Consider the following 24837-nt stretch of genomic DNA (forward strand, 5'->3'; position numbering starts at 1 on the left):
CTGCAAAATTTGAGTTAACCAACGAGTAATACGGTAATGGCGATGAACGGAACAATCACAACGTGGTTTAAAGATAAAGGTTTTGGATTTATCAAAGATGAAAACGGCGAAAATCGTTATTTTCACGTGATTAAGGTCGCCAATCCTGATCTTATCAAGAAAGACGCGGCGGTGACTTTCGAACCTACCACCAACAATAAAGGGCTGTCGGCCTACGCGGTGAAGGTCATTCCGGAGAGCAAATATATCTATATCGCCGGCGAGCGGCTGAAGCTGACCTCCATCAAATCCTATGTGGTGTACCATGAGGAGGAGCCGGTCGAGACCCGCGTCGATAAAGAAAACGCGGTGCTGTCGGTCGGGCTGCTGATGAACAGCATCCGGCCAAAATCCACAGTGCAGCCGGGAGAGATGCGTTCGGTGAAAAAGCTGGCGATCACCACCTTTCAGGGGACAACCCTGATCTTCTCGGAAGACGAAATCGATATCGATGCCACGGTAAAACTGCTTAAGGTGTAAGCCCCGGCGCGCGGTTTCCCGCGCGCCCGAAGACCTGCCCGATAGACTACCCGCCATCGCCCCTCGCCGGACGGGGCGATGGCGCCAGACAGCCGATAAGGATGCCGCCGCCATGCCCGTAAATTTTGACTTCAACGATCTCTACGCCTTTCGCGCCCTGATGGAATATGGCAGTTTTCGGCTGGCCGCTGAATCCATCTGCCTGTCGCAGTCGGCCCTTAGCCGACGCATCGAAAAGCTGGAGACGGCGCTGGGCAACCGGCTGTTCGAACGTACCACCCGGCGGGTGACCCTCACGCTGTATGGGCAAAATTTTGCCGAACGTTCGGAGCAACTGCTGGCCCATGTCGAGACGGTGCTGGCGGATATCAGCCAGGTCAGCAAGGCGCGCACCGGGCTGGTGACGGTGGCGACGGTGCCCTCCGCCGCCTACTACTTTATGCCGGAAATCATCCGCAGCTTTCAGGCGCGTTATCCCCAGGTGCGCATCCGGTTGATTGACAGCAGCGTCGGGAATGTGATCGAGGCGGTCAGCAGCGGACAGGCTGACTTTGGCCTCTGTTTTGCCAAAAACCTGCCAGCCAGTCTCGAATTCACGCCTCTTGCCGACGACCGCTATGTGGCCGCCTGTCGGTACGATCATCCGCTGGCGCGCAAGACGCACCTCAGCTGGCAGGCGTATTTTGAACAGGATTATATTGGCCTGGATCGGGTCTCGGGCAACCGGACGCTGCTCGACCGGGAGCTGGCGCATCTGACGCCGGCGCGGCCAAGTATCTGCGAAACCCGCCACGTCACCACGATGCTGGGGATGGTGGAAGCGGGCATCGGCATTGCCGCCGTGCCCGCGATGTCGATGCCCGCCGGGGAGCATTCCGTTCTCCGCGCTGTGCCGCTCACTGACCCGGTGGTCACGCGCACGGTAGGCCTGATCCGCCTCAGCGGCCGTATTCAGTCCTACGTGGCGGCAGAGCTGGAGAAGCTGATTATTGAACAGTATCCTTCTGGCTGACCGGCGTGGTGGCGGCCACGCTTCGCATGCCGGTGGCGTGGATGGTCTCCTGCGCCGCCGGTGAGGCCAGATACGCCAGCAGCGCTTTGCCTTCCTGCGGGTGGTCGGCGCTGATAGTCACCGCCCCGGCAAAGCGGGTGATGTACTGCAGGTTATCCGGCAGTTCGCCAACGAAGGTCACGCCGGGTACCGGCAGCAGTTCGCTCACCTGCTGAAAACCGATCGCATACCGTCCCTTCGCCACTTCCGAGGCTACCGGAATGCGCTCCACCATCTGCGCTTTGCTCTGCATCGCGTCATCAATGCCCAGGGTGTGGAACAGCGTCGAGCTAACATAGCGTCCGCTGGCGCTGTCGGAGTACGCGACCGACGGCGCCGCCAGCAGCGTCGCTCGCAGCTGGTCTGCGCTATGGATAGCCGGCAGCGGCGCCCCCGCCTTCACCACCACGCCGATCGGCGAGTCGGCCAGCTCCCGACGCGAACCCGGTTGCGTACGGCCCGCTTTTTCGAGGCTGGTTAGCGCATCCCCGACCATAATCACCACGTCCGCGTGTTCGCCCCGCGCCAGGCGGTTAGGGATCGCCTGCGGCGTTTTCCCCATCGACGGGCCGGGGATCACCACGAGGTGGTTGCCAGTTTGTTTTTCCCACGCCGGGGCCAGCTTTTCCAGCGCCGCTTTGAAGCCGCCGGAGATCATCACGGTGACCTCTGCGGCCAGCGCGCTGCCGCCGGTGGCGGCCAGCAGCAGCGTGGCCAGCAGTGTTCCTGTCGTTTTACGCATCATCTTCTCCCTGATTAACGTGCCGTCTGCAGCGCAACGGCGCTACGGCGATAGAGGTAGCAAGTGGCCAGCAGGCCGCAGATGGCGGCAAAGCTCATCCAGTAGCCGGGAGACGCTTTATCACCGGTATACTCGATCAGCGCCGTGGAAATCACCGGCGTGAAGCCGCCAAATACCGCCGTCGCCAGGCTGTAGGCCAGCGAGAAACCTGCCACGCGCACTTCGGCAGGCATAATTTCGGTCAGCGCCGGGATCATCGCCCCGTTGTACATGCCGTAGATAAACGACAGCCACAGCAACACGCTCAGCATCATCAAAAAGCTCGGCGCGTTCGCCAGCAGGGTCAGTGCAGGCCAGGCGGTAGCCAGCGCCAGCAGGGTCATGGCAATCAGCACCGGCCGGCGGCCAAAGCGGTCAGACAGCGCCCCGCCCACCGGCAGCCAGAAGAAGTTGGAAATCGCCACCAGCAGCGTAACCAGCAGGCTGTCAGAGGCGCTGAGCATCAGCACCTTTTTACCAAAGGTCGGCGCATAGACGGTGATCAGATAGAACGCGGTGGTGGTCATCGCCACCATCATCATCCCGGCGATAACCACCTGCCAGTTCGCCAGCAGCGTGGCGAACACCTGGCGCATCGCCAGATGATGGCGGCGGGCGGTAAACTCCTGGGTCTCCTCCAGCTTACGGCGCAGGATGAAAATGAACGGAACGATCAGGCAGCCGAAGACGAACGGAATGCGCCAGCCCCAGTCGCTGATGGCGCTCTGCTCCAGCACCGCGTTGAGGGCAAAGCCCATCGCGGCCGCCACCATAATGGCAACCTGCTGACTACCCGACTGCCAGCTGGTGTAAAAGCCTTTGCGGCCCGGCGTGGCGATCTCGGCCAGATAGACCGACACCCCGCCCAGCTCGGCGCCAGCGGAAAAGCCCTGCAGCAGACGGCCGATCAGCACCAGCAGCGGCGCCCACAGGCCAATGGTCTGGTAAGAGGGGATCAGCACGATCAGAAAGGTGCCGGTGGCCATGATCGACAGGGTGACGATCAGCCCCTTGCGCCGCCCCACCTTGTCGATGTAGGCGCCAAGCACGATAGCGCCGATGGGGCGCATCAAAAAGCCGGCGCCAAAGACCGCGAAGGTCATCATCAGCGAGGCGAATTCACTGCTCGCCGGAAAAAAGGTATGTGCGATGTAGGTGGCATAAAACCCGAACAGGAAAAAGTCGAACTGTTCGAGAAAGTTACCGGACGTGACGCGCAGGATGGCGCCGATCCGGTCACGGGTACTCATCAGTGAGGTTGTCGAATGCATGCAGGTCTCCAGTTTGTTATCCACGCGTTGTCGCGCGCCTGTTGCTGAAGACTGAAACAGAACCGGGAACGAAATAAGCGTAATAAACGCATCCATTAATGCACTTTACGTATGAATAACATTTAACTAATTAACATTACTTTTGCATACAATCATTTAACACATCCCGTGCTAACCACGCCGCGGGTGACGGCGAAAAAGTCAGTTTTCCGTTTTGTGACCGAGGCCAGGGTACGTCGCCGCGGGTTGACGGCATAAAAACCCTGGCCTGAGGTGAGGATACACGCTGCCGGCCGCAAAGCGCGTCAGGAAGCGGACGCGGCAGACTCCCCCACCAGCGTCTGCAACAGAGCGATCAGCCAGCGGGTAGCTTCGCGTTTCCCGCTGCGTTGGTGGGCGTAAATCTTGACGTCAAACGGCGGAACCGGAAACGGCAGCGGGAAAATGGTCAGCCGGGCGGCGCGGGCCATCGTCTCCGCCGCTCGCCGGGGCAGCGCCATCAACAGGTCGCTCTGCTCAATAATGAAGGGCGCGCTCAGCATCGAGGGGGTTTTCATCGCCACCTGCCGCGAATAGCCCTGCCGCTCCAGCTCACGGTCCAGCACCCCCTGCTGCTCATTCCACGGGGTCACCACCAGATGACGGGCAGCAAGGTAGGCGTCCAGGGTCAGCGCCGTCCGGTCGGCCTGGCTGATGACCACATATTCGTCCCGCAGCCAGTTAATCTCCTCAAGATCGGGATGGGCTGGCTCGTCAGGGGTATTGAACCCGAGGGCCAGGTCGACCTCGCCCGCCAGCAGCTCGGTCAGCGCCGGGCTGTGGGGCAGATAACGGAGTTCAAACCGCAGCCCGGGCGCCTCACGCTGCAGGTGGTGCATCAGCGTCGGAAAGACGCAGAACGCGGTGAAATCGGTGATCGCAATCTGCATGCAGTCGGTGCTGGCGGCCGGCACAAACGCCGCCGGCGGCGTCAGCTCCTGGTTGAGAAACTTCAGCGCCGAAGCAATAGAGGGCGCCAGCTGGCTGGCATAGACGCTGGGGCACATCCGGTGCCCTTCGCGATAGAACAGCGGATCGTTGAGGGCGCTGCGCAGCCGGGAAAGCGCATGGCTCAGCGCCGAGGTGCTCATTGCCAGCTCTTCCGCCGCCAGGCGCACCGAGCGGGAGCGATAGACCGCGTCAAAGACTGGCAGCAGGTTGAGGTCAATCCGGCGCAGGACAGGATGCATAATATTCATCGTTTGCTGATTTCATTGCACTTAATTCTTTTCACAATACCGCTTATCCTCAGGGTCAGCAATTTTGCTCTCTTTTGACTATTGATACAGGACGCCCCATGAGCATCACGATCCGCCAGGCCACCCCGGACGACGCCACCGCTATTTACGACATGATTTATGAACTCGCGGTCTACGAGAAAGCCCCTGAAGAGGTGGTGACGACGGCAGAGGAGATCAGAGAGACGCTGTTTGCCAGCGGCAGCAAAACCGAAGCGCTGATCTGCGAGGTGGCGGGCAAAGCGGTGGGCTACGCGGTGTTCTTCACCAGCTATTCCACCTGGCTTGGACGCAATGGTATCTATATGGAGGATCTGTACGTCACCCCCGACTTTCGCGGGATAGGCGCCGGAAAAGCGCTGCTGAAAACCATCGCGCAATATGCTGTACAGCGTCAGTGCGGGCGTCTGGAGTGGAGCGTGCTCGACTGGAACCAGCCGGCGATTGATTTCTATCTGAGCATTGGCGCGCAGCCGCAGGATGAGTGGGTGCGTTATCGACTCACGGGCGATGCGCTGCGGGCCTTTGCGGAGTAAAGCGGCTCGCCAGCAGGTCGGCGCAAGGCGTCGACCTGCTGGCCGCGGATCAGGCTTCGACCGCGCTATTCTGCAGCTGCGGACCGGCCAGCGCCAGACGCGCGCCCGCTTCGGTATCGCTGTACTGCTTAAAGTTATCCATAAACAGCTGAGCCAGGCTCTCGGCCTTCTCCTGCCACTTATCCGCTGAGCTCCAGCCATTACGCGGATCCAGCACCGCGCTGTCTACCCCTGGAATGCTCTGCGGGATCGCAAGACCGAACACCGGGATGGTCTCATCGCGCAGCGGGCCGGTAGTGCCGTTGAGGATCGCGCTAATGATGCTGCGGGTATCGCGCAGCGACAGGCGTTTGCCCTCGCCGTTCCAGCCGGTGTTGACCAGCCAGGCTTCCGCACCGGATTCCGCCATCTTCGCCGCCAGGACGCTGGCGTACTGGGTTGGGTGAAGCAGCAGGAACGCCGCGCCATAGCAGGCGGAGAAGGTCGGCGTCGGCTGGGTAATGCCGCGCTCGGTACCCGCCAGCTTCGAGGTGAAACCCGACAGGAAATGGTACTGCATCTGCTCGGTGGTCAGACGGGAGACCGGCGGCAGGACGCCAAACGCATCGGCGGCAAGGAAAATCACCTTCGACGGATGGCCCGCGCGGGATACCGGCTTGACGATATTGTCGATATGCGACAGCGGATAGGAGACGCGGGTGTTTTCGGTTTTGCTGCCGTCGGCATAATCCACGCTACCGTCGGCGCGCACCACCACGTTTTCCAGCAGCGCATTGCGGCGGATGGCGCCATAAATCTCCGGCTCCGCCTGCGGGTCGAGATTGATGGTCTTGGCGTAGCAGCCGCCTTCAAAGTTAAACACGCCGTCATCGTCCCAGCCGTGCTCGTCATCGCCAATCAGCTGACGATGCGGATCGGTCGACAGGGTGGTTTTACCGGTACCGGAGAGGCCGAAGAACAGCGCCACATCCCCTGCTTCGCCACGGTTGGCCGAGCAGTGCATCGACGCGATGCCTTTCTGCGGCAGCAGGTAGTTCATGACCGAGAACAGCCCTTTCTTCATTTCGCCGCCGTACCAGGTGCCGCCGATGAGCTGAATACGCTCGCTGAGATTAAAGGCGACGAAGTTCTCGGAGTTCATCCCCTGCGCCTGCCAGTTGGCATTGGTGCAGCCCGCGCCGTTGAGCACCACGAAGTCTGGCGTAAAGCTGGCCAGCTCGTCGGCGCTCGGCACGATAAACATGTTTTTGACAAAGTGGGCCTGCCACGCCACCTCGGTGACGAAGCGTACGCCAAGACGGGTGTCCGGGCTGGCGCCGCACCAGGCGTCGATGACGTACAGTTTTTTGCCGCTCAGCTGGCCCGCGACCAGGCTTTTCAGGCTGCGCCACACGTCTGGCGATAACGGTTTGTTGTCATTGCGGCCGAGGCCTGAGTCTGCCCACCAGACGGTATCACGCGTCTGTTCGTCGCGGACGATGTATTTATCGCGCGGTGAACGGCCGGTGAAGATCCCGGTATCAACAGCCACAGCGCCAGAGTCGGTCATCACGCCGCGGGCCGCGCCGGTCAGTTCAGGAGCGGTTTCATGTGCAATAAGCAAATCGTAATCAGGGTTGTAAAAGAATTCGCCGCTTGCATTAATCCCCAGCTCCTGCAGAGCCATTTTAACTGATTCAATTTGTTGTGACATGGAACTCCTGACAAACTATTTAAGGTAAGAGGCCTGGGTTATTCATTGCTTTCGTCATCGTCGCCGGCGATTTAATAAGATAAGTCCTGGACAATAAAATAAAGCAATAAATAACCGTGAGTCGCGATTTCATATCGTGCTCATGTAGGGTCGCCGATATGCATTCATAAATCTCAACTTTCCAAAAAATGTTAACACCTGTCGATAATTATGTTAATTGCATAGTTTCTATGCGCTATGCTAAAATTGCATAGCCTTTATTGCGTTTTTGAGGACTGGATCGGTGTTGGCAAATCTGGAAGTAAAATGGCTGTATGATGTGATTGCCCTTGAGGAGTCGCGCAGCTTTACCCTGGCGGCCAAAGCCCGCAACATCTCTCAGTCCTCGTTCAGTCGACGCATCCAGTCGCTGGAGGCCTCCCTCGGATTCAGCATCTTCGATCGTAGCGCCAACCCCCTGCAATTGACCAACCGCGGGAAAATTTTTGTCGGCTATGCGCGAAATATGCTCGATGACATGGATTTTCAGATCAGTCGTATTAAGGGTTTAAATAACACGACCCAGAAAATAAGAATCGACGCGGCCCCTTCGCTGTCGGTGTTATTACTGCCGGAAATCATCGCCGGTTACACCGACCGTAAAAATAAGACTTTTCATGTTGAATCGATTAACGTCAACGACGCCGTATTTAACCTGAAAGAGGGAAAAAGCGATTTTATCCTCTCCTTCTATAATGAAGAATTAATGAACTATCCGTTTATTAATCATAAAATTTTTGATTCTTACCTGCACCTGGTCTCCCCCTGCGACGAACATGGCCGCCCGCTGTTTCATTTACATCGCGGCGTGCTGCCGCTGATGAAATACGCCAACGACAGCTATATGGGGCGCCAGGTGAACCAGGTGATCGACCGTACGCCGGAGATCACCTTCTCCCTTACGTTTGTCTCTTCCATGAGCGAGTTGCTCAAGCGCATGATCCTCAATGGCGACGGCGTGGGCTGGCTGCCGCAATACTCTATTCAGCGCGAGCTGGACGAAGGCCGACTGACGATCCTCGATGACCGCCTGTCGCTGCCGATCGGCGCCTGGCTCTACCGCTCCGGCTCGCGGCTTAACCAGGCCGCCGAACGTTTCTGGCAGCACATTAAAACCCGTAACGAACCGCGGGAATAACCCCCTCAGCCGCTGATCCCCAGATATGCCTTACGCACCTCCGGGTCGTTGAGCAGCGCCTGGCCGCTGCCGCTCAGGCGGATCTGGCCGTTCACCATCACATAGGCGCGGTCCGACAGGTTAAGGGCATGGCGGGCATTCTGCTCCACCAGAAACAGCGTCATCCCCTGGGCCGTCAGCTCGCGCAGGATCTGAAAAATCTGCTTCACCACCAGCGGCGCCAGCCCCAGGCTTGGCTCATCCAGCAGCAGCAGGCGCGGTCGGCTCATCAGCGCCCGGGCGATGGCCAGCATCTGCTGCTCGCCGCCGGAGAGGGTCATCGCCCGCTGTCCCCGCCGTTCTTCCAGCCGGGGGAACAGCTGATACATCCGCGCCTTGTCTTCGGCCTGATAGCGGTTGCCAATGGCAATGGTCCCCATCAGCAGGTTCTCCTCGACGGTCATATCGGGAAAGATGCGCCGCCCTTCCGGGGCCTGGGCGATGCCGTTGCTGGCGATAAAGTGGGTCGATTTCCGGCTGATCGCCTCCCCGCGATAGAAAATCTCCCCGCCGGCAATGCGCGGCTGGCCGAAGACCGACATCAGCAGCGTTGATTTACCGGCGCCGTTGGCGCCGATCAGCGCCACCGTCTCTCCCTCGTTGACGGTGAGGGAGACCTGCTTCAGGGCCTGGATCGGCCCGTAGAAGACATCCACCTCATTAAAGGCAAGCAATGGCTGGCTCATCGGCGCGTCTCCTCTTCCTCAGCGCCAAGATAGGCGGCAATCACGCTGGCGTTAGCCTGGATCGCCTGCGGCACGCCGCGGGCGATGACGTCCCCGTGATCGAGGACGATGATATGATCCGAAATCTCCATCACCATCCCCATATCATGCTCGATCAGTAGCACCGTGATGCCGTGCTGCTGGCGCAGAAAGCGAATAATCCGGCTCAGCGCCTGGGTTTCCACCGGGTTGAGGCCGGCGGCCGGCTCGTCCAGACAGATCATCTCCGGGCGGGTACACATGGCGCGGGCGATCTCCAGCCGCCGCTGCTGTCCATAGGAGAGGGTCCCCGCCAGACGGTTGGCGCAGTCCACCATCTCCACCACCTCCAGCCAGTAAAAAGCGCGATCCAGCGCCTGACTCTCCGCCTGCCGATACCCACGAGTATTGAGGATCCCGGCCAGCAGATGGCGGTTAACCTGGGTATGCTGGGCCACCAGCAGGTTCTCAATCACCGACATCTCGCGGAATAAACGTATATTCTGGAAGGTGCGCGCCAGGCCAGCGCGGTTCACCAGATGGGTGCCACCGAACATCTTGTAATAGATCCGCCGCCCCAGCTGCGCCGGGTGGAGAAAATCGTCCGGGTGAAGCTTCTGCCCCAGCACCTGAATGACATCGGTAACCTTTTCCCGCGCCCGCAGCACGATGCTCCCCCCCGTCGCCCGGTAAAAACCGGTCAGGCAGTTAAACACCGTGGTCTTGCCCGCGCCGTTGGGGCCGATCAGGGCGGTGATCGACCCCCGCTCCACCTCCAGATTGACATCATTCAGCGCTTTGATGCCGCCGAAATGCATCATCAGATGCTCAACGCGTAAGATGCTGTCGGTCATGGCGCGACTCCTTTTCGCAACGCAACCCCGCTGCGGCTGGTGCGCACCAGGCCGCGCGGCCGCCAGATCATCATCACCACCATCAGCACGCCGAACAGCAGCACCCGATATTCGTCAAAACCGCGCAGCAGCTCCGGGGTGACCGTCAGGACAAACGCCGCCAGCACCACTCCCAGGGTGGAGCCCATTCCCCCGAGCACCACAATCGCCAGGATCAGCGCCGACTCAAAAAAGGTGAACGACGTCGGGTTAACAAACCCCTGATAGCTGGCGAAGAACACCCCGGCGATGCCGGCGGTCGACGCGCCGAGCATAAACGCCGAGAGCTTCACCAGCACGTGGTTGAGCCCCATCGCCCGACAGGCGATCTCATCCTCGCGCAGCGCCTCCCAGGCGCGGCCGATGGGCATCCGCGTCAGACGATGTTTCACCAGCAGCACCAGCATCACCACCAGGCACAGCACGGCGTAGAGAAAGATGAATTTCAGGTTGGGGTTGTAGCTGACGTGGAAAAACTCATGGATGGGGATGCCGCCATCCCTGGCCCGGCGGGTAAACTCGAGGCCAAACAGCGTGGGCGACGGCACCGGTACGCCGTTGGGCCCCCCGGTGAAGCTCACCCAGTTGTTAAGCACCAGGCGAATGATTTCGCCAAAGCCGAGGGTGACGATGGCCAGGTAGTCGCCATGCATGCGCAGCACCGGAAAGCCCAGCAACGCCCCGGCGAGGGCCGCCATCACCGCCCCCAGCGGCAGCATCGCCCAGAAGCCGAGGCCCAGGTACTGGTAGCCCAGCGCCAGGCCGTAGGCGCCGATGGCGTAGAACGCCACATAGCCCAGATCGAGCAGGCCCGCGAGGCCCACCACAATGTTCAGCCCCAGGCCGAGCAGAACGTAGATCAGGCCGAGGATCGCCACGGTCAGCAGGTATTTGCTGGCGAGAAATGGAAAGGCAATGGCCAGGACCGCCAGCAGCGGCATTATCCAGCGCAGTCGCGAGCGGTAGCCCGGCGGCCGGACGTACACCCCGTCATCCGCCCCCTCAAAGCGGGCAATAAAGGCTTTTCCCCGACGGCTCTGCAGCAGCAGGCTGAGCGCCAGCCTGCCGGCCATCACCACCGCCACGAGGATCGCCACCCGCGCGGGCGCGAGGGTAAAACCATACCCTTTGAGCACCACGCCGACGATCGGGCCAAAGACAATTAACGCGCAAAGACCGGCCAGCACGCTGTCGATTAGCGCGCTTTTGATATCCCGCGCAGGCTGGCGCGTAAATTCACCCATAAAGCCTCCTTAGACCTTGGCCACCAGCGGACGTCCCAGCAGCCCCTGCGGGCGAAAAATCAGGATCGCCACCAGCAGCGCAAAGGAAAAGACATCTTTGTAATCCGAATTCACCAGCCCGGCGAACTGGGCTTCGGCCACCCCGAGCAGCAGTCCGCCCAGCATCGCGCCAGGCAGCGAGCCGATCCCGCCCAGCACCGCGGCGGTGAAGGCTTTGATGCCGATAATAAATCCGATATAGAAGTCGAAGGTGCCGTAGTTCATGGTCACCAGCACGCCGGCCAGACCGGCCATCGCCGCGCCGATGACAAACACCAGGGAGATCACCCGGTCGGTATTGATGCCTAGGATCGCCGCCATACGCCGGTCCTGCTGGGTAGCGCGACAGATGCGCCCCAGCCGGGTGTACTGGATAATCCAGGTCAGGGTCAGCATCCCCACCAGCGCCGCGACGAGAATAAACACTTTGGTCCAGGTGATCTGCACCACCCCATCGCCCACCGTCATGCGCAGCGCGCCGCTGAGCAGCGTCGGGATCCCCTGCTGGTTCGGCCCCTGGCTCAGCTGGACATAGTTCTGCAGGATCAGCGACATCCCGATAGCCGAGATCAGCGGCGCCAGTCGCGTCGAGTTGCGCAGCGGCCGGTAGGCGATGCGCTCGATCGCCCAGCCATATACGCCAGTGACCACGATGGTGAACACCAGGGTGGCGAAAATCAGCAGCGGAAAGGAGTGGATCCCGAAGAAAGAGAGCAGCGCCAGGCCGATGGCGCACAGATAGGCGGAGACCATATACACCTCGCCGTGGGCGAAGTTGATCATGCCGATGATCCCATACACCATGGTGTAGCCGATGGCGATTAAGCCGTACACTGCGCCCAGCGTCAGCCCATTGATCAGTTGTTGCAGAAAAAACGCCGTCATAGCCCCTCCAGCCGCCAGGCAGACGGCCGCCGGGTTCCGTTCCCGGTCGACCGCCGCCGTGTGACGATTCGCAAGTCAAAAGGACAGAGCGTCCTCAGGTCGTGGCCGATCAGAGCTGATGATATTTGCCCTTGTCGTCCCACTGATAGACCACGTAGTCGGACACCTTGAGGTCGCCTTTGCCATCCCAGGCTTTCTTGCCCATTACCGTCTCGACATCGTGGCTCTTCAGCCAGTCGCTGGCTTTGGCGTTATCGGTACCCACGGCGTTCCAGGCCGCGGCAATAGCCTGAATGGAGGCGTAGGCGTAGAGGGTATAGCCTTCTGGTTCAAAGCCGCTGGCGCGGAACTTCTCGATCACCGCTTTGCCTTCCGGGAGAGTGCGTGGATCCTGACCAAAGGTCATCAGCACGCCGTTGGTGAACTGCGGCCCGCCGGCGGCCGTCACCAGCTCCTCGGTGACGATACAGTCGCCGGAGAAGAATTTGGCCTGCACCCCCTGCTCGCGCATCTGACGCACCAGCGGGCCCGCTTCCGGATGACAGCCGCCAAAGTAGACCACGTCCGGCTTGAGGGCGCCGATCTTGGTCACCAGGGCGTTAAAGTCTTTTTCACCGCGGGAGAGGCCTTCGTACAACACTTCTTTGGTGCCCCGCTTCGCCAGCGCCGCGCGGGTGGCATCGGCCAGCCCCTGACCATAGGTGTCTTTATCGTGGATGACGGCAATTTTCTTCGCCTTCAGCACGTCCAGCATATAGTTGGCGGCAATCGCCCCCTGCTGATCGTCACGACCACACATGCGGAAAAGGTCCTTCATGCCGCGCTCGGTGATCTGCGGGTTGGTCGAGCCGGGGGTAATGGTCAGGATCCCAGCTTCGTCATATACCTCGGAAGCCGGCATCGTTGAGGAAGAGCAAAAGTGCCCCACCACGGCGGAGACTTTCGCTTCATCCACCAGCCGGTTGGCCACCGCCACCGCCTGCTTCGGTTCGCACGCGTCATCCCCCTGCACCAGCACAATCTTTTCACCTTTGATACCGCCGGCGACATTGATATCGGCCACCGCCTGCGAAGCCCCCTTCCAGTACTGGGCGCCGTAGGTGGCGTTGGGTCCGGTAAAGGGCCCGGCGACGCCGATCTTCACGTCTGCCTGGGCGTAAAAGGCCATGCTCATACAACCTGCTATCACAACATGAAGCGTCATTGTTTTCAGTTTCAAAGACATTCGGATATTCCTCAGCGATGTAAAGCCTGGCGTCATGGAATGACGCAGAAAATATCACTTACCGTGTGGTGCCGACGTTGGCGCAGCGCCAGGACGGCCAGGGTGGAAGAAGCAAAAATCCCGCCAGGTAGAGAGGTCGCGCCGGAGCGCGGACGCCCCGGTCAGTGCGCACGCGACGGCAACCCGTGCCGCATCCGGCAAGGGCGCATTCCCTTTCAGGTCAGGAGATCGGTTGCCATCACGTGGCGAGCCGGACAACGCGGTATCCGTACCGGCCCGTGAGCTAAACATAGATGCAGTTAGCGGTCGCTGCGCGCCAGCGTGGTGCAAAAATGCGAATATGATCAACAGTGGTGATTATTTTGTTGCGGTAATGTGAAGATGATAACAGGAGAGCCCGTTAAAGGCTCTCCTGTGGCCTGGCGGCGGCTCAGAGTTGGCTGGTGAACGTTCGGGAGATCACATCCTGCTGCTGCTCGCGGGTCAGCGCGTTAAAGCGGACCGCATAGCCGGAGACGCGGATCGTCAGATTCGGATACTCCTCCGGGTGTTCTATCGCATCGAGCAGCTTTTCCCGGTTCAGTACATTGACGTTGAGATGCTGTCCCCCCTCCACCGTCTCCTCGTGATGGAAGTAGCCGTCCAGCAGCCCCACCAGGTTGTTTTCCTGCGCCGACGGGGCTTTGCCGAGGGCCGCCGGCACGATGGAGAAGGTATACGAGATGCCATCTTTGGCGTAGGTAAACGGCAGTTTCGCCACCGAGGTCAGCGACGCCACCGCCCCTTTCCGGTCGCGGCCATGCATCGGATTGGCCCCCGGGGCGAACGGCGTCCCCGCCCGACGTCCGTCCGGCGTATTGCCGGTTTTCTGCCCGTATACCACGTTGGAGGTGATGGTCAGGATCGACTGGGTCGGCACCGCCTGACGCCAGGTGGGGAGCGCCTGAATTTTGCGCATAAAGCGCTCCACCAGGTCGCAGGCGATGGCATCGACCCGATCGTCGTTGTTGCCGTACTGCGGATAGTCGCCTTCAATGACAAAGTCCACCGCCAGCCCGTGGTGATCGCGCACCGGCTTCACCCGGGCGTACTTTATCGCCGACAGCGAATCCGCCGCCACCGACAGGCCGGCGATGCCGCAGGCCATCGTGCGGTAGACGTCGCGGTCGTGCAGGGCCATCAGCGCCGCCTCGTAGCTGTACTTATCATGCATACAATGGATGATGTTCAGCGCGCTGATGTACTGCACCGCCAGCCAGTCCATAAAGTGGTCGAGGCTGGCCATCACGGTGTCATAGTCCAGCACCTCATCACGCAGAGGGTCGGTTTTCGGCCCCACCTGGATCTTCAGTTTCTCATCCACCCCGCCGTTAATCGCGTAGAGCAGCGTTTTGGCGAGATTGGCGCGGGCGCCGAAGAACTGCATCTGCTTGCCGATCACCATCGGGCTAACGCAGCAGGCGATGGCGTAGTCGTCGCTGTGAAAATCGCTGCGCATCAGATCGTCGTTCTCATACTGCAGCGACGAGGTGGCGATAGAGACCCGGGCGGCATATTTTTTAAACGCCACCGGCAGCGCCTGCGACCAGAGCACGGTCAGGTTCGGCTCCGGCGCCGGCCCCATGGTGTGCAGGGTATGCAGGTAACGGAAGGTGGTTTTACTGACCAGGGTGCGGCCATCCAGCCCCATACCGCCCAGCACCTCCGTCGCCCAGATGGGATCCCCGGAGAACAGCGTGTCAAATTCCGGGGTGCGCAGGAAACGCACCATGCGGATCTTCATGATGAAGTGGTCAATGAGCTCCTGGGCCTGCTGTTCATTGAGCCGACCCGCCCGCAGATCGCGTTCGATATAGATGTCGAGGAAGGTGGCCGTGCGCCCCAGCGACATGGCGCCGCCGTTCTGCGACTTCACCGCCGCCAGGTAGGCGAAGTACAGCCACTGCACCGCCTCCCGGGCAGTGCGCGCCGGGTGGGCGATATCGCAGCCGTAGCGGGCCGCCATCTCCTGCATCTGCTGCAGCGCGCGCCGCTGTTCGGCCAGCTCTTCGCGCAGGCGCAGGGTGGCCTCCAGCGCCTCGCCGCGCTCAAGGGCTGGCTGCAGGTCGGCAAACTGCAGCTCACGTTCGCGAACCAGATAGCGGATGCCGTACAGCGCGACGCGGCGGTAATCGCCGATGATCCGTCCGCGGCCATAGCCGTCCGGCAGCCCGGTCAGCACCCCCGACTTGCGACAGCGCAGCATATCCGGGGAATAGACGTCAAATACCCCCTGATTGTGGGTCTTGCGCAGCGCCGTAAACTGATACTCAAAGGCGGGATCCATTTCGCGGCCATAGGCCTCGAAGGCGCTTTTGATCATATTGATGCCGCCAAAAGGATGTAGGGCGCGCTTCAGCGGCTGGTCCGTTTGCAGGCCGACGATCTTTTCCAGCGGCTGGTTGATATAGCCCGCCGCGTGGGCGGTGATGGAGGTGGCGACATTGGTGTCGAAATCCACCGGCGCATGGGTGGCGTTCTCGACGCGGATCCCGGCCATCACCTGCTCCCAGAGGGCGGTGGTCGCTGGCGTCGCGTCGGCGAGGAAAGACTCATCGCCCTCGTAAGGGGTGTAGTTATGCTGAATAAAGTCGCGGACGTCGATCTGCGTTTGCCACGCCGTACCGCGAAAGCCCTGCCAGGCGTCGGCGTATTGTGCGTCGTGGGTGTCGATATCTACTTTCATGAACATCGTCTCTCTACAGAATAAAAAGTCAGGCCAGCGCCGCCGCCGTGTGGATCCGACCTAAGCGGATCGCATCGAGGGCAATCATGCGCTCTTCATTGGTAGGAATAACCGCACAGCGCACCCGGCTGCCGTCGGCGGAGATCAGGCGCTCGCCGGCCGAATTCGGCTGCTGGTTGCGGGCGACGTCCATCTCAAGGCCAAATACCGCCAGCCGCTCGCTTACCAGCCGACGGATCAGCACCGAGTTCTCGCCAATTCCCCCGGTGAAAATAATGCCGTCGAGACGCTGCAGCGCCGCGGCGTGACCGGCAATATGACGGGCGATGCGATGGACAAAGGTTTTAATCGCCAGGCGGGCGCGGGCATGGCCCTCATGCCACGCCTGCTCCAGCACCCGCAGGTCGGAGGAAAGGCCGGAGATCCCCAGCAGGCCGGAGGCGGTGTTGGCCACCCGCTCCAGGTCGCTGAGGGTCTGCCGGGTCTCCCCGGCAATCCACGCCATGGCGCCGAAGTCGACATCGCCGCTGCGGGTGCCCATCATCAGCCCCTCCAGCGGCGTCATTCCCATCGAGGTGTCCACGCTGCGGCCGTTGCGCACCGCGCAGATCGAGGCGCCATTGCCCAGGTGGGCGATCACCAGGCCGCTCTCCTGCTCCGGCAACCCGAGCAGCGCCAGGGCGCGCCGGGACACATAGCGGTGCGAGGTACCGTGGAAACCGTAGCGGCGTACCCCGAGGTTCTGGTAATACTCCCACGGCAGACCATAGAGAAAAGCTTCCGGGGCCAGGGTCTGGTGAAAGCTGGTATCAAAGACCGCCACCTGCATCACTTGCGGGAACAGCCGCTGCGCCGAGGCGATGCCGCTGAGACTGGCGTAGTTATGCAGCGGGGCCAGGGATGATACCTGGCGAATGTTATTGATAACCTCCTCGCTAATAATGACCGACTCGGTGAAGAGGTCGCCGCCGTGGGCGACGCGGTGGCCAATCAGGGCCACGCTGTCGATAAGGTCGCGCTGGGCTAATGCTCCGGCAATCGCCTGCAGGGCGCCTTCATAGCCGCGCTGCGCCAGCGCCACCGGCTCGCCGCCGTTGAGCGAGAGAAACGCCCGTTCCGCGTTGATGCCCTCGGCCACGCCGTTCAGCAGGCAGTCGCAGCTGGCGGCGTCCAGGACGGAAAATTTGATCGACGACGAGCCGCAGTTGATCACCAGTACTACCGGAAATTCAGTCATGTTGTACTCCGCGTGGCCTGAGCCGGATTAGAACAGTTTGTAAACGATGTTGAGGATGGTCAGCAGACCAATGGCGGTCACAAAGAGGTTATCGAGACGTCCACGGTATTTGGCCAGCGAAGGCGCTTTACGAATGGCGTACATCGGCAGCAGGCACAGCAGCGAGGCGATAATCGGCGCGCCCATGGCCTCAATCAGGTCGAGGATATTGGGGTTGGCATACGCCACCACCCAGGTCGAGCCCATGATGAACACCATGCTCAGGGTATTGAGCTTGCCGCTGGAGACCCGGGTTTTATCCCCTTTATAGCCGAAGCGCAGGATCAGACCGTTCAGCCCCTCGAGGGTGCCGAGATAGTGGCCGAAGAACGATTTGAAGATGGCCACCAGGGCGATGATCGACGCGCCATACTCCAGCAGGGTGGCAAACGTAGATTTGGTGCCCGACATCGAGGCAAAGTGGTTCGCCAGATAGGAGAGCACCGGGATATTCTGCGCCTTGGCGTCCGCCATGTTCTGCGGCGAGAGGGTAAACAGGCAGCTGAAGGCGAAGAACATCACCACCGCCACCATCAGCATGCTGGCCCGGGAGATGATCTGTGAGCATTTGCGTTCGGTATACTCCCGGCCAAACTGCGCTTCATACTCTTCGCGTTTGGAGACGACAAACGAGGAGACGATCGGCGAGAAGTTAAAGGAGAACACCATGATGGAGATGCCCAGCCATACCGTCACCAGAATGCCGTCGTGACCGGTTAAGGCGATATCGCTGAAGTTGACCTGCTCAATCACCGCGCTATTCCAGTAAGGGATCAGGGACAGGGAGATCACCACCAGGCTGGCGATAAACGGCCACACCAGATAGCTCATCACCTTGACCATCAGGTCTTTACCAAACCAGATGACAAACGCCATCAGCAGCAGCAGGAGCAGCGCCACCACCCCGCGGTTGAGGGCCGGCATCTGCAGCTGGTTCTCCCAGAAGGTCATAAAGGTATTGGTGATCGTGACGCCATAAATCCACAGCAGCGGGCAAATGGCGAAGAAGTACAGAAAGGTGATCACCACCCCGCCGGTTTTGCCAAAATGCTCTTCCACCGTTTCGGTGATATTGCCGGAGGGGTTAGCCCCCGACAGGCATAGCCGGGCCAGCGCCCGATGGCAATAAAAGGCGATGGGATAGGCCAGCACCAGCATCACCAGGATCGGGATCAGCCCGCCGAAGCCAGCGCGAATAGGGAAAAACAGCACCCCGGCGCCGATAGCGGTGCCAAACAGGCCCAGGGTCCAGGTGGTGTCAGATTTACGCCAGGACGAAAGGCTTGTCTGGCTGGATGCAATGCTCTCAGTCGTACTCATATCCTGTCCTCACTTATGTATTGAATTAAGCGTCAACAAAACCCGTAATTTGCGATACCCGCGAGAGATCGATATTGCCCCCGGAAATCAGGCTGACCGTTTTGCGGTTCTGGATATAGCTGTCTAGTTTGCCGCTTAATAACGCGGCGCAGGCCAACGCCCCGGCCCCTTCGGTGATCACTTTATTGCGCTGAATTAAGGCGACCATGCTCTGGCGAATGTCGTCCTCACTGACCAGGACGATGTCATCCACCAGCTGGCGGGCGATTTCATAAGTCAGTTTCCCTGGCCGGGCGACATCGCAACCATCGGCTAAGGTGCCGGCGTGGCGATGGCTGGTGATCTCCCCGGCATACCAGGAGGCGGCCATCCCGTGAACATTTTCTGACTGCACGCCAATAATGCGGATCGTCGGGTTAATGGATTTAATCGCAATCGCGATGCCGGCAATTAATCCCCCGCCGCCAATCGGCACGATGACATTATCCACGTCATACAGATCTTCTAATATTTCGAGACCAATCGTTCCCTGCCCGGCAATAACCTGCGGGTCGTCATAGGGGGGAATAAAAATACGGCCCTCAAGTTCAACAATATCGCTGGCTTTGGCGAGGGTATCGTTAAAGTTATCGCCATGCAGGACTACCTCTGCCGAATAATCGCAGGTGGCGGCGACTTTCGATTTCGGCGCCCCTTTCGGCATCACCACTTTCCCGTCAATGCCGAGCATGGCGCAGGAGAGCGAGACCCCCTGCGCATGGTTGCCCGCCGAACAGGCCACCACCCCTTTGCGTTTTTCCGCCGCGGTTAAACCGCAGAGCTTATTAAACGCGCCGCGAATTTTAAATGAGCCCGTGCGCTGCATATTTTCGAATTTAAGGAATATTTCCCCCTGGCAGCGTTCGCTAAAATAATTCGAGCGGGGCATGCCCGTTTTATATATTTTTCCCGCCAGGCGTTGCTTCGCCTCGAGAATATCGTCAATGGATACCGGAAGATCGTAGGTAATATGCATGATGGCCTCTGTATCTTAATATAAAGTCAATGACCGGGCGTCATCCTGCTGATAACAGCGAGGACGTGTGTTGGGTTATTTAATCAATATCAGTCAGGCAATTTCTATTGGCTGCCAGTGGCGGTTTCCCTGCCCCGAAGAGTACTGTTTCGCCATCTCCACCAGCGACGCCGCCGCGGTTTTAAGCCGGTAATTCTTCGACCATACCGCCGCATAGCGCGCCACCGGCAAGGCCTCTTTAATGGGGATGGTGACAAACTGGCTCGAGCCGAACGGCGTGGTCATGTCGCAGGGGATCACCGTCAGAAAATCGGCATTGAGTACCAGGTTATAGATCGTCACCACCGAATCGGTATTGACGATATTTTCGCGGCGGATGCCGCTGCGCTGCAGGGTGGCCAGCAGTTCGCTGTAATAGCCCATATTGGTCTCCGGCAGCACCCACTGCTCATGCTGGAGCGAGGCCAGACGGACGGTGCCGTTGCCGATCCGCGCCCGGTTCGCCACCAGCACAAACTCAGACTCAAACAGCGGCTCGACGTGCAGGTCCTGCAGTTTCATCTCATCGCTCAGCGTCCCGATGGCGAAGTCGAGACGCCCGTCGCGGATCGCCGGTAAAAAAGCGGAGAGCTGCGCTTCATACATCGATACCCGCGCCTTCGGGAAGGTCATTTTAAACTGATGCACCATCTCCGACATAAAGGTAAACCCGACCAGCGAAGGGAAACCAAAGGAGACATCCACCACCGCGCTGTTGGTCAGAGCATTCATTTCATTGACCATATTTTTCATTTCACGGGTGATCGCTTCTGACCAGTTGAGAAATACCTGCCCGGCCTCGGTGAGCGAGACGCCGGTATTTCGCCGGACGATTAATTCGCTGCCAAAATAACTTTCCATGTCACCAATGATTTTACTGACCGCCGGCTGAGTGAGTCCTAACGCTTTTGCTCCGGCCCCGATTGACCCACTGCGGATCACTTCCTGGAAAACCACCAGATGCTGTGTTTTAGGCAGAGAAAAAGTATTCATCGCGTCTCACTTTCATTCCTTTGTTGACGGCGGAAAGTGTAACAAATCGCGATCACCGGGTTATGTGAGAGCTCTCACAAAGGCTCCGCCGCGGCGGATAAACAGGAGCCACGAGTCAGAATAAGTAAATTAAAATCAACATATTACAAGCATCATAAACGCTATTTGCGCGCCTTTTGCCGTGGCCGAATGCGGGGATAAAAATAATTGATGGCGATAACCTCGACGGCGAAGTGGCGATAAAAAATACGCCTTTTGTACGTTATTCGACCCGCGTTATCAGGGTGAGAAGAAAGCCGAAAATTAAATTAATGCTGTAAACAATAAAAAGCAGACGTAATAAACGCCGTTATTTAACGACAAGCCGGTCGGGCATCACATTTTATCCCCGGCGGTTGGGCAAAATGCGCGGTCATTATTTACACGATAGAAACATTAAATTCACAATTTTTCTTTTGGGTTGCGATAGGCAGCGCTGTTTTTTCCGCCATATCGCAGGCGGTCATACTTTGATTAAAGTCAACCCTGGTAATTTATCTTTTACGGCGGCCAATGGAGGGTCATTTGTGTTGCCGATCACAAATCCATAAAACAACTTCCCGGCCTCTCTTCCATAGCAACTGATTAACCAGCTTTTCACTATGCAAATGCAAATAACGTATTTGCCCTCCCCGCAGGCGCTCTGTAGTTTGAGCCAGGATCCCGGCGCCACTTTATCCGGGTCAGGACTTTATTATTCAGAGTGTTGAATTCCGCCATGATTAAATTAACGCATCTTTTTAAAACCTATCCAGGCAGCGCCCAGCCGGCCATTCGCGACCTCAGTCTGGATATTGATCATGGCGAATTCTGCACCTTCGTCGGCCCGAGCGGCTGCGGAAAAACGACTATCCTGCGGATGATTAACCAGCTGGATATTCCCGACAGCGGCGACGTCTATATTCAGGGGGTCCGCCTCGCTGACGCTGATATTATCCAGATCCGCCGCCAGATCGGCTTCGTGATGCAAAGCGCTGCGCTCTTTCCCCATCGTACCGTGGCGCAAAATATCGCGACCGTGCCGCGGCTGGCGGGCTGGAGCAAAGCACGGATCCGCGCGCGGATTGACGAACTGGTGGCGCTGATGTCGCTCGATAGTCATCTGCTGCACCGCTATCCGCATCAGCTCTCCGGCGGCCAGCAGGGTCGCGTGGCCATCGCCCGAGCCATCGCCGCCGATCCGCCCATTTTACTGATGGATGAGCCTTTCGCCGCCATCGACCCGGTGGTCCGCGAACGCCTCCAGGATGAGCTCTTGCTCCTGCAGCAGCGGCTGCAGAAAACCATTGTATTAGTGACCCACGATATCAATGAAGCGATCCGTCTCGGCGATAAAATCGCCATTTTCCAGGAAGGCGGCGTGCTGGCGCAGTTTGATACACCCGACCGTATTCTGGCCCACCCGGCGAGCGAGTTCGTGCGCCGATTTATCGGCCCAGAGCCCAATCTGAAGCGGCTGGGCATGATACAGGTCGGCCAGCTGCCGCGTCACGATGTCCCCCTGCTCGACGAAGCGCTGACGCCGATCGCCAGTACCCATCCACCGCTGGCCAGCCCGCTGCGTCTGGTGCTTGACCGCCAGCGACGCCCGCTGCACTGGTTCGATCCGCAGCGGGGCCTCACCCTGCCGGTGGAGCGCCCACTCGCCAGCAGCCACAGCCTGCGTTTTGCCTACAGCGCGCTGCTCGACGTGGCGACCGGCGTGCTGGTGCATGTGGATGACGAAGGCCAATACCAGGGGGCGGTATCCCACACCCTGCTGCAGCAGGTGCTCGACGGCGCGGTGGGGGTGCGATCTCATGATTGACTGGAGCTGGGTTATCGATAACCACGCGATGATCGGCGATCTGCTCTGGCAGCATGCGCGGATGGTCCTGCTGGCCCTGCTGTTCGGCTCCCTGCTCACCGGCGGCCTGTTAGCGGTGACCTTACGCTGGCCCGCGACGGCGCAGCCGCTCATCACCCTGTGCGGTGTGCTCTTTACCATTCCCTCGCTGGCGCTGTTTATTTTATTGCTGCCGTTTACCAGGCTGTCGCTGACCACCTCGCTGATTGGCCTGACGCTGTACTCCCTGCTGATCCTGCTGCGCAACGTGCTGGCTGGCATGGAGAAGCTGCCGCAGGCGGCGCTGGAGTCCGCGCGGGCGCTCGGCTACACCCGCGGGTTCCGCTTCTTCGATATCGAGCTGTGGCTGCTACTGCCCTCTCTGTTTGCCGGGCTGCGCATTGCCTCGGTGACGCTGGTCGGCCTGGTCACCGTCACTGCGCTGATCGGCCAGGGCGGGCTGGGGCAGCTACTGCTGGCGGGTTTTAATCAGGACTTTCTGACGCCGATAGTCGTTAGCCTGGTCCTGAGCCTGCTCCTGTCGCTGGTCTTTGACGGGCTGATTGCCCGTCTCGGCGACTGGCTAGCGCCGTGGACGGAATGATGACCCTGCTTCTTGCTACTTTTCACTGGCTAACCCAGCCGGAGCACTGGCTGGGTGACGAGGGCATCTTGCTGCGCCTGGGCCAACACCTTTATTACGTGCTGGTCAGTATGGCCGTGGCCTGCGCCATTGCCCTGCCGCTCGGCATCGCGCTGGGCTACTGGCGCAAAGGCGCCTTCGTGGTGATTAACCTGTTTAATCTTGGCCGCGCCATCCCTTCGTTAGGGCTGATTTTATTATGCATCATCGTTTTTGGCTTTAACGATATCCCGGTGCTGGCGGCGCTTATTGCGCTCTCGATCCCGCCCATCCTCACTAACACCTGGGTGGGGATTTATCACGCCGATCGCCCGCTGTGCGATGCGGCCATCGCGCTGGGCATGACCCCCTGGCAAAGCCTGTGGCAGGTGCGGATCCCCCTGGCGGCGCCGCTGATCCTCGCCGGTGTGCGCACGGCGCTGGTTCAGCTTATCGCCACGGCGGTGGTCGCGGCCTATGCCGGTCTGGGCGGGCTGGGACGTTTTCTGATCGACGGCCTCGGGCAGCGGGATATCCCGCAGGTGATCGGCGGCTCGCTGGTGGTTTCCCTGCTGGCGATAGGCGGTGAACTGCTTTTCGCCCGCTGCGCCGGCCGCCTGGTTCATCGCCGTATTGCCGCGCCTTATTAGCGTGAAACTGACATGACCCCAGCGCCTGGGGCTGATTAACCTGAAAATAAAAGAGGTATTATGAAGCAATTATTTGGCAAGGCCGTCACCGCCCGTCGATTTCGTCTCTCGCTGCTGGCCGCCGGGCTCTTCAGCCTGAGCGTTAGCACCTTTGCCGCCAGCGTCACGGTGGGCGGGGCCAATTTTACCGAAAGCTCCATTCTCGCCAACATCTACGCCAGCGCGTTAAAGAAAAATCATATCGAGGCCAACACCCGTCTCAACCTTGGCAACCGGGAAATTATTATTCCGGCGCTGCAGAGCGGTGAGATCGATATCGTTCCGGAATATCTTGGCGCCCTGCTCAATTTCTATAACGGCAAGACCGAGGCCACCAGCCAGCAGGCCGTTAGCGCTGAGCTGGCCCAGGCCCTGCCCGCCGATTTCACCCTGTTGAACCCGGCCCCGGCCACCTCGATCACCGCCTGGGCGGTACGTGCCGAGACCGCGGAGAAATACCATCTGCGCACCCTCTCCGACCTGAAGCCCGTCGCCCCGCAGTTGGTGATCGGCGGACCACCGGAGCTGGCGGTACGCGCCCTGGGCCTGCCGGGGCTGAAGCGCGTCTATGGACTTGAGTTCAAAGCGGTGAAATCGCTGGACATGGGCGGGCCGCTGACCCGGCTGGCGCTCAATTCGGGCAAAATCGACGTCGCGACGGTCGTCTCCACCCAGGGCAACCTGGCGAAGGAGAAATGGGTGGTCCTCGAGGATGATAAACATGAACAACCGAGTCAGAATGTGGTGCCGCTGGTGCGCAAAGCCAGTCTGACGCCGGAGATCAGCGCCGTGCTCAATGAGGTTTCCGGCAAGCTGGACAATGCCACGCTGATTGCCCTCAACCAGCAGGTGGATCTCCAGCATAAAGATCCGGCAGCCGTCGCCGAGCAATGGGTTAATGCCAACCTCCCCCAACACTGACCGTCACCCCGCCACGGATGGCGTTCAGCCGCGAGTCCA

24 protein-coding genes are annotated in these 24837 nt (G+C 59.7%); 10 read left to right on the top strand and 14 right to left on the bottom strand.

Annotated elements, in window-relative coordinates; all coding sequences use genetic code 11:
• Positions 1-36: 36 nt before the first annotated feature.
• Together NKJ21_RS11680 and NKJ21_RS11685 are read left to right on the top strand one after the other, a co-directional pair.
• Positions 37-519, top strand: a complete 483-nt coding sequence (locus tag NKJ21_RS11680; protein ID WP_012541308.1) for a cold-shock protein — start codon at positions 37-39, stop codon at positions 517-519.
• 112 nt (positions 520-631) lie between these two features.
• Positions 632-1531, top strand: coding sequence for a LysR family transcriptional regulator (locus tag NKJ21_RS11685; RefSeq protein WP_008804348.1), 900 nt, complete (start codon positions 632-634; stop codon positions 1529-1531).
• Here NKJ21_RS11685 and NKJ21_RS11690 read toward each other — a convergent pair.
• From NKJ21_RS11690 to NKJ21_RS11700, 3 genes are all read right to left on the bottom strand, one after another.
• Positions 1506-2315, bottom strand: coding sequence for a substrate-binding domain-containing protein (locus NKJ21_RS11690; protein WP_008804347.1), 810 nt, complete (start codon positions 2313-2315; stop codon positions 1506-1508). The genes NKJ21_RS11685 and NKJ21_RS11690 overlap by 26 nt on opposite strands.
• An 11-nt stretch (positions 2316-2326) precedes the next feature.
• The gene (locus tag NKJ21_RS11695) at positions 2327-3622 is read right to left on the bottom strand and encodes an MFS transporter (RefSeq protein ID WP_032432118.1); all 1296 of its coding nucleotides are present in this window, start codon (positions 3620-3622) and stop codon (positions 2327-2329) included.
• Positions 3623-3927: 305 nt separating this feature from the next.
• Complete coding sequence (locus NKJ21_RS11700) at positions 3928-4860, bottom strand: LysR family transcriptional regulator (RefSeq protein ID WP_022066199.1); 933 nt, start codon at positions 4858-4860, stop codon at positions 3928-3930.
• 98 nt (positions 4861-4958) lie between these two features.
• Here NKJ21_RS11700 and NKJ21_RS11705 point away from each other — a divergent pair, with 98 nt between their 5' ends.
• Complete coding sequence (locus tag NKJ21_RS11705) at positions 4959-5435, top strand: GNAT family N-acetyltransferase (RefSeq protein ID WP_012541306.1); 477 nt, start codon at positions 4959-4961, stop codon at positions 5433-5435.
• A gap of 49 nt (positions 5436-5484) precedes the next feature.
• Here the strand turns inward: NKJ21_RS11705 and pckA are convergent, their stop codons facing one another.
• Positions 5485-7128 (bottom strand): phosphoenolpyruvate carboxykinase (ATP), encoded by a 1644-nt coding sequence (pckA, locus tag NKJ21_RS11710; protein WP_012967799.1) that lies wholly within the window; start codon positions 7126-7128, stop codon positions 5485-5487.
• Positions 7129-7411: 283 nt separating this feature from the next.
• On the opposite strand from pckA, the gene NKJ21_RS11715 reads away from it, so the two are divergent.
• Positions 7412-8305, top strand: a complete 894-nt coding sequence (locus NKJ21_RS11715) for a LysR substrate-binding domain-containing protein (protein ID WP_008804342.1) — start codon at positions 7412-7414, stop codon at positions 8303-8305.
• Between the two features lie 5 nt (positions 8306-8310).
• Here the strand turns inward: NKJ21_RS11715 and NKJ21_RS11720 are convergent, their stop codons facing one another.
• The 5 genes from NKJ21_RS11720 to NKJ21_RS11740 form a co-directional block, all read right to left on the bottom strand.
• Entirely contained in the window at positions 8311-9030 is a 720-nt protein-coding gene (locus NKJ21_RS11720; protein ID WP_008804341.1) for an ABC transporter ATP-binding protein, read from the bottom strand.
• A complete protein-coding gene (locus NKJ21_RS11725; RefSeq protein ID WP_008804340.1) occupies positions 9027-9902 on the bottom strand; it encodes an ABC transporter ATP-binding protein in 876 nt (291 codons plus the stop codon). The genes NKJ21_RS11720 and NKJ21_RS11725 overlap by 4 nt, the downstream gene beginning before the upstream one ends.
• A complete protein-coding gene (gene livM, locus NKJ21_RS11730) occupies positions 9899-11185 on the bottom strand; it encodes a high-affinity branched-chain amino acid ABC transporter permease LivM (RefSeq protein ID WP_012967797.1) in 1287 nt (428 codons plus the stop codon). The genes NKJ21_RS11725 and livM overlap by 4 nt, the downstream gene beginning before the upstream one ends.
• 9 nt (positions 11186-11194) lie before the next feature.
• Positions 11195-12109 carry a branched-chain amino acid ABC transporter permease gene (locus tag NKJ21_RS11735; protein ID WP_008804338.1) on the bottom strand — a complete coding sequence of 305 codons (915 nt, stop codon included), beginning with the start codon at positions 12107-12109 and terminating at the stop codon, positions 11195-11197.
• A 109-nt stretch (positions 12110-12218) separates the two neighbouring features.
• Positions 12219-13277, bottom strand: coding sequence for a branched-chain amino acid ABC transporter substrate-binding protein (locus tag NKJ21_RS11740; RefSeq protein ID WP_254732939.1), 1059 nt, complete (start codon positions 13275-13277; stop codon positions 12219-12221).
• 289 nt (positions 13278-13566) lie between these two features.
• On the opposite strand from NKJ21_RS11740, the gene NKJ21_RS11745 reads away from it, so the two are divergent.
• Positions 13567-13713 carry a hypothetical protein gene (locus NKJ21_RS11745; protein WP_004225356.1) on the top strand — a complete coding sequence of 49 codons (147 nt, stop codon included), beginning with the start codon at positions 13567-13569 and terminating at the stop codon, positions 13711-13713.
• 51 nt (positions 13714-13764) lie between these two features.
• Here the strand turns inward: NKJ21_RS11745 and pflB are convergent, their stop codons facing one another.
• The 5 genes from pflB to tdcA form a co-directional block, all read right to left on the bottom strand.
• Positions 13765-16059, bottom strand: a complete 2295-nt coding sequence (gene pflB / locus NKJ21_RS11750; RefSeq protein WP_100751028.1) for a formate C-acetyltransferase — start codon at positions 16057-16059, stop codon at positions 13765-13767.
• 28 nt (positions 16060-16087) lie between these two features.
• Entirely contained in the window at positions 16088-17296 is a 1209-nt protein-coding gene (tdcD, locus tag NKJ21_RS11755) for a propionate kinase (RefSeq protein ID WP_008804335.1), read from the bottom strand.
• Between the two features lie 27 nt (positions 17297-17323).
• Complete coding sequence (gene tdcC / locus NKJ21_RS11760) at positions 17324-18655, bottom strand: threonine/serine transporter TdcC (RefSeq protein ID WP_032733250.1); 1332 nt, start codon at positions 18653-18655, stop codon at positions 17324-17326.
• A 25-nt stretch (positions 18656-18680) separates the two neighbouring features.
• Positions 18681-19670 carry a bifunctional threonine ammonia-lyase/L-serine ammonia-lyase TdcB gene (gene tdcB, locus NKJ21_RS11765; protein WP_002910762.1) on the bottom strand — a complete coding sequence of 330 codons (990 nt, stop codon included), beginning with the start codon at positions 19668-19670 and terminating at the stop codon, positions 18681-18683.
• A gap of 93 nt (positions 19671-19763) precedes the next feature.
• The gene (gene tdcA, locus NKJ21_RS11770) at positions 19764-20702 is read right to left on the bottom strand and encodes a transcriptional regulator TdcA (protein WP_008804334.1); all 939 of its coding nucleotides are present in this window, start codon (positions 20700-20702) and stop codon (positions 19764-19766) included.
• A gap of 176 nt (positions 20703-20878) precedes the next feature.
• Between tdcA and NKJ21_RS11775 the strand changes: the two genes are divergently transcribed.
• The 5 genes from NKJ21_RS11775 (at position 20879) to NKJ21_RS11795 (ending at position 24798) form a co-directional block, all read left to right on the top strand.
• The gene (locus NKJ21_RS11775; protein ID WP_163590782.1) at positions 20879-21022 is read left to right on the top strand and encodes a hypothetical protein; all 144 of its coding nucleotides are present in this window, start codon (positions 20879-20881) and stop codon (positions 21020-21022) included.
• Positions 21023-21459: 437 nt separating this feature from the next.
• A complete protein-coding gene (locus NKJ21_RS11780; RefSeq protein WP_012967793.1) occupies positions 21460-22548 on the top strand; it encodes an ABC transporter ATP-binding protein in 1089 nt (362 codons plus the stop codon).
• The gene (locus tag NKJ21_RS11785) at positions 22541-23170 is read left to right on the top strand and encodes an ABC transporter permease (RefSeq protein WP_254732907.1); all 630 of its coding nucleotides are present in this window, start codon (positions 22541-22543) and stop codon (positions 23168-23170) included. The genes NKJ21_RS11780 and NKJ21_RS11785 overlap by 8 nt, the downstream gene beginning before the upstream one ends.
• Complete coding sequence (locus NKJ21_RS11790; protein ID WP_004203269.1) at positions 23170-23838, top strand: ABC transporter permease; 669 nt, start codon at positions 23170-23172, stop codon at positions 23836-23838. Before NKJ21_RS11785 ends, NKJ21_RS11790 begins: the two co-directional genes overlap by 1 nt.
• 60 nt (positions 23839-23898) lie before the next feature.
• Entirely contained in the window at positions 23899-24798 is a 900-nt protein-coding gene (locus NKJ21_RS11795) for an ABC transporter substrate-binding protein (protein ID WP_023297855.1), read from the top strand.
• The last annotated feature ends 39 nt before the right edge of the window (positions 24799-24837 follow it).

Source organism: Klebsiella sp. SWET4 (assembly GCF_024296565.1).
Taxonomy (GTDB): Bacteria; Pseudomonadota; Gammaproteobacteria; order Enterobacterales; family Enterobacteriaceae; genus Klebsiella; species Klebsiella variicola.